The 12,743-nt window shown below is 72.2% G+C and carries 11 protein-coding genes; all 11 read left to right on the top strand.

The features are described 5' to 3' along the window. Positions 1–325: cyclic nucleotide-binding domain-containing protein (locus tag VM840_08740; GenBank protein HVL81664.1), on the top strand; the 325-nt coding region annotated here is incomplete at its 5' end. A 129-nt stretch (positions 326–454) separates the two neighbouring features. Next, positions 455–958: a ribonuclease H-like domain-containing protein gene (locus tag VM840_08735; protein ID HVL81663.1), complete on the top strand. Its 504-nt coding sequence runs from the start codon at positions 455–457 to the stop codon at positions 956–958. Between the two features lie 16 nt (positions 959–974). Beyond that, on the top strand, positions 975–1,448 hold the full coding sequence (locus tag VM840_08730) for a DUF309 domain-containing protein (GenBank protein ID HVL81662.1): 474 nt from the start codon (positions 975–977) through the stop codon (positions 1,446–1,448). Then, positions 1,445–1,654, top strand: coding sequence for a hypothetical protein (locus VM840_08725; GenBank protein HVL81661.1), 210 nt, complete (start codon positions 1,445–1,447; stop codon positions 1,652–1,654). The genes VM840_08730 and VM840_08725 overlap by 4 nt, the downstream gene beginning before the upstream one ends. A 4-nt stretch (positions 1,655–1,658) precedes the next feature. After that, positions 1,659–1,976 carry a Sec-independent protein translocase protein TatB gene (gene tatB / locus VM840_08720; GenBank protein ID HVL81660.1) on the top strand — a complete coding sequence of 106 codons (318 nt, stop codon included), beginning with the start codon at positions 1,659–1,661 and terminating at the stop codon, positions 1,974–1,976. Positions 1,977–2,024: 48 nt separating this feature from the next. After that, entirely contained in the window at positions 2,025–2,723 is a 699-nt protein-coding gene (gene tatC, locus VM840_08715) for a twin-arginine translocase subunit TatC (protein ID HVL81659.1), read from the top strand. A gap of 49 nt (positions 2,724–2,772) precedes the next feature. Further along, positions 2,773–5,367 (top strand): DEAD/DEAH box helicase, encoded by a 2,595-nt coding sequence (locus tag VM840_08710; protein ID HVL81658.1) that lies wholly within the window; start codon positions 2,773–2,775, stop codon positions 5,365–5,367. Further along, positions 5,345–6,742, top strand: a complete 1,398-nt coding sequence (locus VM840_08705) for an FAD-binding oxidoreductase (GenBank protein ID HVL81657.1) — start codon at positions 5,345–5,347, stop codon at positions 6,740–6,742. The genes VM840_08710 and VM840_08705 overlap by 23 nt, the downstream gene beginning before the upstream one ends. A 13-nt stretch (positions 6,743–6,755) precedes the next feature. Next, positions 6,756–8,540 carry a S9 family peptidase gene (locus VM840_08700; GenBank protein ID HVL81656.1) on the top strand — a complete coding sequence of 595 codons (1,785 nt, stop codon included), beginning with the start codon at positions 6,756–6,758 and terminating at the stop codon, positions 8,538–8,540. Further along, the gene (locus VM840_08695) at positions 8,541–9,455 is read left to right on the top strand and encodes a diacylglycerol kinase family protein (protein HVL81655.1); all 915 of its coding nucleotides are present in this window, start codon (positions 8,541–8,543) and stop codon (positions 9,453–9,455) included. A gap of 6 nt (positions 9,456–9,461) precedes the next feature. Beyond that, a partial coding sequence (locus tag VM840_08690) for an adenylate/guanylate cyclase domain-containing protein (GenBank protein HVL81654.1) occupies positions 9,462–12,743 on the top strand: 3,282 nt, incomplete at its 3' end.

The following is a 12,743-nucleotide window of genomic DNA, read 5'->3' as shown; positions in this document are numbered from 1 at the left end:
CCTCGTCGAGGTCCCGGCGGGGACGGTCCTGACGCGTGAGGGGAGCCCGGGGAGGGAGGCGTTCGTGATAGCCGAGGGGCGGGCCTCCGTCACCCTCGACGGGCGGGCCATGGCAGAGCTCGGTCCGGGCGCGTTCTTCGGCGAGATGGCGCTGCTCGATCGCGGTCCGCGCAGCGCGACCGTCGAGGCGCTCACCCCGATGACGCTGTTCGTGCTGGACGCACGGAGCTTCTCGTCGCTGCTGGCGGAGACGCCTTCGGTGGTCCGGAAGATGCTCCAGACGGTCGCCGTCCGGCTGCGCGCGTACGAGTCCGCCGCCATGTAGACGGGGTGGGCTGGAGGAGCCGCCGGACGACCGCCTCCCTCCCCAGGGTGCTGCGACCAGCGCGTCGCACGGCCTTCGGCGGCTCCCCCAGCCCACCCGGTGTCCGCGGCCGTGGCTAGGCTCGGACGCGTGATCGCCTACCTGGACATCGAGACGGCCTTCGACGGCCGCATCACGGTCGTCGGGGTCCTCGTCTCCGGACGCGAGCTCGTCCAGCTCGTGGGAACCGAGGTGACGGGTCCCCGGCTGGCCGGGACCCTCGGCGGCGTGGATACGCTCTGCACCTACTACGGGGAGGGTTTCGACCTGCCGGTGCTCGAGCGCCAGCTCGGGCTCGACCTGCTGTCGAGGTACCGGTCGATCGACCTGGCCACCCTGTGTCGCACCCGCCGGCTGCGCGGCGGTCTGAAGGGCGTCGAGGCGACCCTGGGGATCGGCCGGACGGTCAGCGGTCTGAACGGGATCGACGCCATGCAGCTGTGGGATCGTTGGGAGCGCGGAGATCGCGGCGCGCTCGATACCCTGCTCGCCTACAACGCCGACGACGTCGTGAACCTCGCCGTCCTCGAGCGCCGGCTGCGCGGCGACCTCTCGCCCCTGGCCGACCCCGCCCGCGTGGTCGTGGGCGCCTGAGACGCGGGAGCCCGGCGTGAGGCGCGCGCCACCTCAGCGCCGGGCCCGGCACCCACTGACGGCGGCCGAGGAGCATGCGCACCTGGTCGCCGGGTCCAGGCTCTTCAACCGGCGGGCCTTCTACGAGACGCACGAGGAGTGGGAGGAGGTGTGGCGGCGGGCGTCCGGCCCCCGCCGGGACCTGCTCCACGGGCTGATCCAGGTCTCGGTGGGCTACGAGCACCTCAAGCGGGGCAACGCGCACGGCACCCAGAGCCTCCTGCGCCAGGGGGCTCGCCGGCTCCGTCACCAGGGGCGCCGGGCCGGGGTGTCGGAGATCCGCAGGCGCGCCCTCGCCGACGCCGCGCGGGTCGAGGCCGAACCGTCGCTGAAACTGCGCGACATCGACCCGCCCAAGGTGATGCTCCTGATCGACGGGTTCGGAGCCCGGACGCCCGCGGGGGCGATAGTCATCCGCGTCCCCCCGGGTGATGTCAGACTCGGTGGGTGAGCGCCCTGGCCCTGGCATCGATAGTCGTCCTCGCCTCCCTCGTCGTGCTGGGGGCGGTGGCCGCGTCCGGCCTGGGGCCGCTGCGTTCCCTGCGCCGCACGATGGACCGGTTCGCCGAGGTGGAGGCCGAGACGGAGCGGCTGCGGCGCGGCGTGGACATCCTCGCTCAGCGCCGGGACCGGCTCGGCGGCCGGACCGTAGACTGACCCCATGGGCCGGGTCGGGTGGTCGGAGATCATGATCATCATGGTCATCGCGCTCGTCGTCTTCGGTCCTCAGCGGCTCCCCGAGGTCGCGCGGCAGATCGGCAAGGCCATCCGGGAGGTCCGTCGCGTCTCGGGACAGTTCCAGGACGAGGTCCGCACCACCTTCGCCCTCGACGACGAGGCCGATCCCAACTTCCCGTACATGAGGCCGCCCCCGGACCGCTCCCAGTCCGGACCCGCCGTCGCCCCCACGCTCCCCACGATCGCGGACCTCGACGCCCCGCGCGACGAGCCGTCGGACGGCGCCGACCCCCCAGCCTGAGCCGTGGCGCGCATCCGGCGTCGCCCCAGGCGCAGCCCCGAGGCGGCGATGACCGTGCTCGAGCACCTCGCCGAGCTGCGCACGCGACTGATGTACATCTTCGGCGCGCTGACGATCGGGGCCATCCCGGGTTGGTTCGCCTACCGGGATGCCCTCCGGATCCTCCTCGAGCCCGCCGAGCCCTATCTGCCGGAGGGGCAGCTGATCGTCACGAGCCCGGTCGACGCCTTCAGCCTCCGCCTGAAGATCGCGCTCTACATAGGGTTCGCGCTGGCGTTCCCGTTCGTCCTCTTCCACGTCTGGCGGTTCATCGCCCCCGGCCTGCGCGCCCAGGAGAAGAGGTACGTGATCCCGTTCGTCATCAGCGGCATGCTCCTGTTCAGCGTCGGGATCTGGGTGGCGTTCTACACGCTGCCCCAGGCGATGGCCTTCCTGATCGGCCCGCGGATCACGGGTCCGCAGGTGGTGCCGCTGCTGGCCGCTCGGCAGTACATCGACTTCATGCTGCGGTACCTCGTCGTGTTCGGGCTGACCTTCCAGTTCCCGATCGTCCTCATGTTCCTCACCATCAGCCGGGCGGTGTCCTCGAAGCAGCTGGCCAGGTACCGGCGCCACGTCGTCCTCGTCATCGCGGTCGTGGGTGCCGTGGCCACCCCGCCGGATCCGGTCTCGATGATGATCCTGTCCGGCGCGCTCTACGCCCTGTTCGAGTCCTGCATCTGGCTCTCGCGACTGCTGCGCAGGTGACGGCGTCCGTCGCCGAGATCCGGGCGGCCCCTCGCTAAACTCGACAGGCATGGACCGCACCGCCGCGTCCTTCATCGACTCCATCCCCTTCGACCTCGACCCCTTCCAGGTCGAAGCCGTCGGGGCGGTGGAGCGCGGTGCGTCCGCCCTGGTCGCGGCTCCCACGGGCTCCGGGAAGACGGTCGTCGCCGAGTACGCGTGCTGGCTCGCCCTACGGATGGGAGCCAAGTGCTTCTACACGACGCCCCTGAAGGCGCTCTCTAACCAGAAGTTCGGCGACCTCATCGCCCGCCACGGGGCCGCCAACGTGGGGCTGCTCACGGGTGACAACACGATCAACGGCGAGGCGCCCCTCGTGGTCATGACCACCGAGGTGCTGCGCAACATGCTGTACGAACGGTCCAGCACACTTCAGGGTCTGCGGTTCGTCGTGATGGACGAGGTCCACTACCTGCAGGACCCCTACCGCGGCGCGGTCTGGGAGGAGGTGCTGATCCACCTCCCCGAGGAGGTCAGGGTCGTCTGCCTCTCGGCGACCGTCTCCAATCTCGAGGAGTTCGGGGGCTGGCTGCGGGAGCTGCGCGGGGAGCTCGAGCTGGTCGTGGAGCGGACCCGTCCGGTCGAGCTGCGCAACCAGGTGCTCCTCGGCGACCAGCTCTACCCGCTGCTCGACGAGGACGACGACACGGCCGTGCACCCCCGGCTGCGGCGTGCGTGGGAGCGGGGGATGGCCGGCGCCGTCCGGCCCGGGCCGCGGGGGCGCCGACGCAACGAGCACGCGCTGATCCCTACCCGCCCCGAGCTCGCCCAGACCCTGGACCGGCGTAAGATGCTCCCCGCCATCGTGTTCGTCTTCTCGCGCGCCGGATGCGACAAGGCGGTCGAGGCCTGCGCGTGGGCGGGGGTGGACCTGACCACCCACGAGGAGTCCGACCGCATCCGCGAGTACGCCGAGGTCCGCACCTCGTCGATCCCCGAGGAGGACCTGCGGGCCCTGCGGTACGACGCCTGGGTCGAGGCGCTGTCCCGCGGCATCTCCTCGCATCACGCCGGGATGCTCCCCGTCTTCAAGGAGACCGTGGAGGAACTGTTCGCGATGGGTCTCGTCAAGCTGGTCTTCGCCACCGAGACGCTGTCGCTGGGCATCAACATGCCGGCTCGGACGGTGGTCATCGAGAAGCTCTCGAAGTTCACCGGCGAGAAGCACGAGCTGCTCACCCCGATGGACTACACGCAGCTGACCGGGCGAGCGGGCCGGCGGGGCATCGACACGCTCGGGTACGCGGTCGTCCTGTTCAACCCGTGGGTGCCGCTGGACAAGGTCGCCACCCTGGCCACGGTCAAGTCCTACCCGCTGACCTCCTCGTTCCGGCCGTCCTACAACATGGCCGTGAACCTGGTCCGGTCCTACGACCCCGAGTCGGCCGTCCGGATGCTGAACTCGTCCTTCGCGCAGTACACGACGGACCGGGAGGTCGTCCGGTCCGAGCGCAAGCTCGCCGCGAAGGAGGCCGAGGTGGAGGAGCTGCGCGACGGCGCCACCTGCGAGCTCGGTGACGTCGCCGAGTACCGGCGCCTGCGCCTGGCCGCCGAGGAGGCGCTGCACGCCGAGCGCGGCTCCCAGGCGGTCCGGGACGCCTTCTCGCGGCTCATGCCCGGCGACGTGATCACCGGGGACAAGCTCGGACGCGCCCTCGTGCTGGAGCAACCCCGGCTGGCCGGAGGGACCGTCCCCCGGCTGACGATAATGACGACCGACCGGAAGCTCCGCCGCATCACGGCCCGCGACTTCCGGACCCCCCCCACCGCGATCGCGAAGATCCCCCTGCGAGGCCAGTCGTGGCGCTCACCGAAGGTGCGCCGGGACCTGCTGCGGATGCTCTCCGACGTCGAGGCGAAGCGGCCGCCCGCCCCCCCGTCCCGGGCGAAGGTGCGGGAGCTCGTCGAGGCTTACCAGTCACACCCTGTGCACGCCTGCCCCGATGCCGAGAGGCACGTCGGTCGGGCCGACGAGCTGGAGCGCGCCATCTCGCAGGCGGCGTCGCTCCGCAAGCGTGTCCGCAGGCGGCGCGACACCCTGGCCCGCACCTTCGAGCGGGTCCTCAACGTCCTCCGCGCGCTCGGGTACGTGGAAGAGTGGACGATCACCCCGAAGGGGGAGGTGCTGACCCGGGTCTACAACGAGGCCGACCTGCTGGTCGTGGAGTGCCTCCAGCGCGGGTGGTTCGCGGGGCTCGACCCCCAGGAGCTCGCCGCCGTGGCGTCGCTCTTCACCTACGAGGCCCGCGGCCGCGACGAACCCGAGAGCGCGCCCACCCCGCACCTGTCGCGCTACCAGCGCCGCATCGCCAACCTCTACAACTCCTTGAAGGAGATAGAGGACCGGGAGGGGGTCGAGCTGCTGGCCGAGCCGGACCCCGGGTTCATGGCGACGATCCACGAGTGGGCGAGCGGCGCCAGCCTGGAGGACGTGCTGCACGGACGGGAGACCACGGCCGGCGACTTCGTCCGAGCCACGAAGCAGGTGGTCGACCTCCTCCAGCAGCTGCGCCAGGTCGTCGACACCGGCGAGCTCCACGAGACGCTGACCGAGGCGGTCGCGTCGGTGCAGCGAGGCGTGGTTGCCTACTCGAGCGTCGTCTGAGCTGGAGCGGCTGCTCCCGGGGCGGGTGCTCTCGGGGCCCGAGACCCGTCCCTACGCCCGGGACATGTGGCCGCTGCAGATCGCCCGGGAGCGCGCCGACGACGAGCTCGCCCTCCCCGACGCGGTGGTGCGTCCGGCCACCCCCGAGGACGTGTGCGCGCTCCTGCGATGGTGCACCTCCCACGAGGTGGCCGCGATCGCCGCCGGAGCGCGGTCGGGCGTATGCGGCGGCGTATCGGTGGACAGGGACGCGCTCGCCGGGCGAGAGGTCGTCGCTCTGGACATGACCTCGCTCACGGGCGTCACGGTGAACGAGCGGGACATGACCGCGACCGCCCTCGCCGGGACCCTCGGTCCGGAGTACGAGGACGTTCTCGACCCCCACGGGCTCACCGCCGCCCATCACCCCCAGTCCTTCGACATCTCCACCGTGGGCGGCTGGCTCGCCTGTCGCTCGGCCGGACAGTTCTCGACGCGGTACGGCAAGGCGGAGGACCTCGTGTCCGGGCTGGAGGTCGTCACGGCTGCGGGGGAGCGGGTGTCGCTCGGCGGACACCCGGCTTCCGCGGCGGGTCCGGACATGCTGCGCCTCTTCCTCGGATCGGAAGGCGCGCTCGGGGTGATCGTGGCGGCCACGATGCGGGTCGTCCGGTCGTCCCCCAGGCGGCCCAGGGCGTTCCGGTATGGATCGTTCACCGAGGGGCTCGATGCCGTGAGGCGGGTCGTCCAGGAGGGGTTGCGCCCGGCCGTCGTCCGGCTCTACGACCCCGACGACACCGTCTGGTCGTTCCCCGGCCAGACGGGCTGCGTGCTGGTGTGTGTCTTCGAGGGTCCGCTCGCGGGAGCCGAGGAGGAGGCGGCCGCTGCCCTCCTGGGCGGGGAGGACCTCGGGTCCGGCCCGGCCGAGCACTGGCTCGTCCACCGCCATGACGCGGTCCGGACCTTCCTCGACGTGATGCGCCCCGACGGCCCCCTCGGTCCGAACGCGATCGTGGACACGATGGAGGTCGCCGGTGGCTGGTCGGTGATCGACCGGTTGTACGCCGGCGTCCGGGCAGCGCTCGAACCTGGGTCGCTCGGCGTCCTGTGCCACGCCTCCCACGTCTACCCCGACGGGGCGTGCCTCTACTTCACCTTCGCCGTCCAGGACACCGACGAGCCCGGCTCCCGCGCCCGGTACGAGGGGACCTGGCAGCGGGCGCTCCAGGCCTGCGTCGCAGAGGGGGGCACGATCACGCACCATCACGGGGTGGGCCGGCTGAAGGCTCGGTGGCTGCGCGAAGAGCTCGGGGAGCCGGGCTGGACCCTCCTCCGCTCCCTGAAGGACGCCCTCGACCCGAAGGGGATCCTGAACCCGGGCAACCTCGGCCTATAGGATCTATCCCCTGATGCCACACCCGATCCGCGACTTCCTCGAGGTGCGCTCGGCCGGCGCGAACGGCTTCTCGCCGGACGGCTCCCGCGTCCTCGTCTCGTCGAACCTCACCGGGACGAGCCAGCTGTACAGGGTGGCTCGCACGGGCGGCGAGCTCGAGCAGGTGACAGGCTTCGACGAGCCGGTGGCCGGGTCGTACATGCCGACCACCGACGACGTGATCCTGCAGCACGACGTCGGCGGCAACGAGCGGCTCCAGATATCGCTCATCGACGACGGTGGACGCGACCTGCGCGAGCTCGTCCACGACCCCGAACACATCCACCGCGTCGGCGGCGTGACCCGCGACGGCGCTCTCCTCGCCTACTCGTCCAACCGGCGCAACGGGACCGACTTCGACGTGTACGTGCGGGACCTGGGGACCGGGGAGGAGAGGTGCGTCTGGGCTCCCGGGGGCTGGTGCGACGCGAGCGGGTTCTCGCCCGACGGCCGCTACCTGGCCGTGGCCAGGCTCACGGAGCGCAGCGGGGACAACGAAGCCCACCTGATCGACCTCGCGGACGGCTCGACGGTCGAGGTCGCTCCGCACACGGACGAGGCCTACGTCGGCGCCCCCCACTGGCTCCCGGACTCGTCCGCCTTCTTCTTCTCGGCGAGCGTCGATCGGGAGTTCGAGGCGGTGCACCGCTACGACATGTCCAGCGGACGGGTCGACCCGGTGATCGAACCGGACTGGGACGCGGCGTGCTCGATCGACGAAGGCGGGACGACCCTGGCCGTCCGGATCAACGAGGACGGCTACTCGCGGGTGGAGCTCTACGACCCCCACACCCTCCGGCGCCGGGGCGAGCTCCCGCTCCCGGGGCGCGGACAGGTGGGTGGCGTCCGGTTCACGAAGGACGGCGGCCACGCCTGCTTCTCCTTCGTCTCCCCGGTCGAGCCGGGCGACGCCTGGGTGCACGACCTGACCACGGGCGAGACGACCCGGCTGACGGACAGCCCCTGCCCCGTCCCGAGGGACGCGCTGGTCGAGCCCGAGCTGCACAGGTTCCCCTCATTCGACGGGGAGTCGATCCCCGTCTTCCTGTTCCGCCCCCGCGGCTCCCGGGGGGAGGTCCCAGTGGTCGTCCAGATCCACGGTGGCCCCGAGTCGCAGTACGTCCCGGCGTTCAACCCCGTCACCCAGTACCTCGTCGACCACGGGTTCGCGGTCGCCGCGCCCAACGTGCGCGGCTCGACCGGGTACGGGAAGCGCTACGAGCACCTCGACGACGTGCGCAAGCGTCTCGACTCCGTGCGCGACCTGGAGGCCCTCCATGCGTGGCTGGGCAGCGTGGGCGGCATCGACCAGCGTCGGGCCGCGCTCATGGGGGGGTCCTACGGCGGCTACATGGTGCTCGCCGGGCTCGCGTTCCAGCCCCAGCTGTGGGCGGCGGGCGTCGACGTGGTCGGCATCTCGAGCCTCGTCACCTTCCTCGAGAACACGGCGCCGTGGCGGCGCCGGTTCCGGGAGCGCGAGTACGGGTCGCTCGAGCGCGACCGCGACTTCCTCGTGGAGGTCTCGCCGATCACGCACGTGGACAGGATGAGGGCTCCCCTGATGATCATCCACGGGGCGAACGACCCGCGCGTCCCGTTGGGGGAGGCCGAGCAGATCCACGAGGTCCTGCGGCAGAAGGACGTCGCGAGCGAGCTGCTCGTCTACCACGACGAGGGACACGGGCTCGCGAAGCTGCGCAACCGCCTCGACGCCTACCCGAAGGTGGCCGACTTCCTGCACCGACACCTGGGTGCGTAGATGCGGGCCTACGTGATCTCCAACCCGAAGGCGGGGAGGGGTTCGGACGGCGCCCGGCTGGCCGCGGCCCTGCGCCACGCGGGTCTCGACGCCGAGGTGGCGGTCACCGAGGGACCCGCGCATGGCGTGGACCTCGCCCGGTCCGCACGCGACAGGGGGGAGCCCCTCGTCGTCGCGGCCGGGGGAGACGGCACCGTCCACGAGGTCGTCAACGGGCTCCTCGCTCCCGGCGGCCCCTCCGATCCCCCCATCCTGGGGGTCCTGCCGCTCGGTTCGGGGTGCGACTACGTGAAGACCTTCGGCATCCCCCACGACCTGGCCAAGGCCTGTGCGGTGATAGCCGACCCCCGACCCGCGGTCGCGGTGGACGCCGCCGAGGTCACCTACACCACACCTGAAGGCTCCCGGACCCGTTACCTCGCGAACATCGCCGAGGTGGGGATAGGACCCGAGGTCGTCGATCGAGCAGCCCGGCTCCCGCGCGCGCTCGGACCCGCCCTGTACCTCGTCGCCTTCTGGCTCGTCCTCCCTCGGTACGAACGGCGACGGGCCACCGTCCGGATAGGAGCCGCCGCCTTCGACGGCCGGCTGACCAACCTCGTCGTGGCCAACGCCCGGGTCTTCGGGGGTGGGATGAGGGTCGCGCCGGCGGCCGACCCGGCCGACGGACTGCTCGACGTCCAGGTGCATACCGCTTCGAAGCCCGATTACGTGCGCAACATCGGCAAGGTCTTCAAGGGCACCCACCTGCCGCACCCGAGGATCGCCGAGTTCAGAGGGCCGGTGGTGGAGGTCACCTGCGATCCACCCGCGCTGATCGAGGCGGACGGTGAGGTCCTGGGGACGACCCCGGCCACCTTCCGGGTCCTCCCGGGGGCCCTGCGTCTCAAGGTGGGCGGTACGGGCCTAGACTGAGGGGAGATGTCCTGCCCCTCGTGCGGCGCCGCGGTACCCGAGCAAGCTCGGTTCTGCCCGTCCTGCGGCTCGGCGACCACCATCCGGTCCGATGAACGCCGGATCGTCTCGGTCGTCTTCGCCGACATCGTCGGGTTCACCGCTCTGTCCGAGACCCGCGACCCGGAGGAGGTGAAGCGGCTCGTCGACCGCTGCTTCGAGCGGCTCGCCTCCGACGTCACCGCCCACGGTGGCCGGGTCGACAAGATCGTGGGAGACGGGATGCTCGCCCTGTTCGGCGCCCCCATCTCCCACGAGGACGACCCGGAGCGGGCGGTCCGGACGGCCCTCGCCATGCAGCAGACGGCCCTGTCCCTCGTCGGCGAGACGGGCGTGGACGTGAAGCTCCGCGTCGGGGTCAACACGGGGGAGGTGCTGGTGGGCGGCCTGCGCGCGGGCGGCGACTACACGGCCATGGGCGACGTCGTGAACACGGCGAGCAGGCTGCAGACCATCGCCGAGCCCGGGACGGTGCTGGTGGGGGCCGACACCTACGAGGCCACCCGCGACGTGATCCGCTACGAGGAGCTCGGGCAGGTGGTGGCCCGCGGCCGCGAGCAGCCGGTGGAGGTATGGCGCGCGATCGAGCCCGTCACCCTCCCCGGACGACGCCCCCGGCGGGCTCGGGCGCCCCTGCTCGGCCGCGACCACGAGCTCGGCATGCTGAGGCAGTCCGTCGCGGCCGCCGTCCACCGGGCCCGGCCGCTGCTCGTCGTCCTCGTAGGGGAGGCCGGGCTCGGCAAGTCGCGTCTCGTCGAGGAGGTGACGGGAGGGGCGGCCGCCGAGCACGGCGCGGTCGTCTACCGCGGCCGGTGCGTCCCCTACGGGGAGGCGAACCCCTTCTGGCCGGTCGGAGAGGCCCTGCGGGAGGCGATCGGCATCGGCTCGGAGGAGGCCGGCCCGGAGGTCGTGGAGAAGGTGCGCCACGCGGTGGGCGAGGTCATGAGGGCGCACGTGGAGGCGTCGGAGACGGTCCGACTCGCGGACGGGCTCCTCTACCTGATGGGGGTGCGGTCCACGATGCGCGACGTCGACCCGCAGCGTGCCCGGGAGGACGCGTTCAGGTCGCTGGGGACGGTCCTGCAGCGGTTCGCGTCGGACCGTCCCGTCTCGATCGTCCTGTCGGAGCTCCACTGGGCGGACCCGGTCGTCCTGGAGCTGATCGACGACCTACTGTCCCGCGTCCGCGGGGTGCCGGTGATCGTCGTGGCCACCGCGCGCCCGGAGGTGAGGGACCGGTGGACGCCCGCGCCGGGCCGGCACGACCTCGTGCTGATGAACCTCGAGCCGCTCGACCAGGCCGCGACCGTCGAGCTCGCTCGGACCCTCCTCGGCGGCGAAGTCCCCCATCGCCTGCTCGACGTGCTCGTCGAGCGGAGCGGCGGCAACCCCTTGTTCGTCGAGGAGCTCGCCCTGCTCCTGGCCGGGGAGGAGCCGTCCGGCGACCTCCCGGTGACCCTGCGCGGGCTCGTCTCGGCCCGTCTCGACTCCCTCACGCCCGGGCTCCGGGACCTGCTCGCGGACGCGGCCGTCCTGGGACAGTCCGGACCGGTCGAGGCGCTCTCGTGGCTCGCCTCCCAGCGGGAGGCGGACGACCCGACCCCCGACCTCGACCTGCTCGTCTCCGACGACCTGCTCGCGGTGTCGGACGGCGAGTTCTCCTTCAAGTCCGACCTGGTGCGCGAGGTGGCGTACGCCGTTTTGACGCGCGGTGAGCGGGCTCTGCGCCACGCGCGTCTGGCCGAGTGGTTCGCCTCCCGCGGCGACGACCACCCGGAGCAGATAGCTCACCACTACTCGGTTGCGGCGGCCACGGTCCGAACGCTCGGCCCGGTCGCGGGCGTGCCCGACGACGTGTCCGAGCGCGCGATCGCCTCGCTCGAGCGGGCGGTGGTGACCGCCGAGACGCGGGAGGCGCTCGCCTCGTCCGTCCTGCTGATCGAGCGGATGCTGGAGCTCGTCCCACCCGACGACCCCCGCCACCTCGACCTGCGCGCGAGGCGAGCGGCGATCCAGGCGACGCGGCGCCGACTCGATGACGCCCGCGCTGAGGCCGAGGCGATCCTGACCGAGGCCTCGCCCGGGCGGGACGCTCGGGCGGTGGCCAGGGCGAAGACCGTGCTGGGCGATGTGCTGCACAAGGAGAGGCGTCAGGAGGCCGCGGTCGCCGCTCTCGAGGACGCGCTGGCCGCCTGGCGGGAGGCGGGCGATCCCGAGGGGGAGGCATCGGCGCTGAGGCTGCTGGGCCTGTCGAACCTCTTCCGCGGCCGCGCCGACGAGGCGGAGGCATCGTTCACGAGGGCGCTGGACATCGCCCGCGACCTCGACGACCGGCGCGGCATCGCCTGGGCGCTCCAGCACCTCGGTTGGAGCGCCTTCATGCGCGGACAGGCCGCCCCCGCGGAGGAGTGGCTCACCGAGGCCGCGGCCGTGTTCACCGAGGTGGGGGACTGGCGCGGGCTCGCCTGGGTCTTCGGGCTCCTGGGCTGGGTCCGCATGTACCAGGGTCGGCTGGACGAGGCGGAGTCGTTCGGGGAGATGGTCCTCGAGGAGTCCAGGGATTTCGGGGACCGGTGGGGCGAGGCGATGATGCTCGTCCTGCTCGGCTCCGTCCACCTCTGGAGCGGCCGCACGGCCAGCTCGGTGGAGATGGCGCAGCGAGCGCTTCAACGGTTCCGCGAGATCGGCGACCCCTGGGGGGCCGTCCAGGCCGGGCTCCTGGCGGTGCGTGCGCTCGCTATCGCCGGCCGGGTCGACGAGGCCCGGGACCGTCTGGCCGAGGCCCGGCAGACGGCCGAGACGGCCAACGACCCCGCGATGAAGCAGCTGACGAGGATGACGAGCGCCGCGTTCGCCCTGCAGCTCGGCGAGCCGGACGAGGTGCCGCACGACTTCCGCGCCTCGATGGCCTACGAGCTCGGGCGCGAGCGGGAGCTCGAGGTCGAGGCGTCCATCGGGCTGGCTCTGCTGCAGTCGGGGCGCACCGACGAGGCGATCGAGCTCCTGCGCTCCGCGTCAGAGGAGTCCAACGACCCCGGCATCGTCACCCGGACCTGGAGCCTGCTCGCCCTCGCCCTCGCCGCGGGGGGCCGCAGCGACGAGGCCATCGCGGCCGCCCGTCGCGTCCACGATGTCGACGGCGGAACGTACCTCGACCGCTCCACCGCGCTGATGGCGTCCGCCATGGCCCGGGCGTCGTCGGGGGACGCCGCGGCCGCGCTCGAGGACCTGCGGGCCGCCGACGAGCTC

The organism is Actinomycetota bacterium, from assembly GCA_035540895.1.
Lineage (GTDB): Bacteria > Actinomycetota > JAICYB01 > JAICYB01 > JAICYB01 > DATLFR01.
The sequence above is the reverse complement of the archived record's forward strand: the minus strand, read 5'-3'. Positions and strand labels throughout refer to the sequence as shown.

Bases quoted from the DNA above. Each gene is read 5' to 3' on its own strand.
- tatB (HVL81660.1), top strand. From the start codon at position 1,659: ATGGGCCGGGTCGGGTGGTCGGAGATCATGATCATCATGGTCATCGCG.
- tatC (HVL81659.1), top strand. From the start codon at position 2,025: ATGACCGTGCTCGAGCACCTCGCCGAGCTGCGCACGCGACTGATGTAC.
- VM840_08710 (HVL81658.1), top strand. From the start codon at position 2,773: ATGGACCGCACCGCCGCGTCCTTCATCGACTCCATCCCCTTCGACCTC.
- VM840_08700 (HVL81656.1), top strand. From the start codon at position 6,756: ATGCCACACCCGATCCGCGACTTCCTCGAGGTGCGCTCGGCCGGCGCG.
- VM840_08695 (HVL81655.1), top strand. From the start codon at position 8,541: ATGCGGGCCTACGTGATCTCCAACCCGAAGGCGGGGAGGGGTTCGGAC.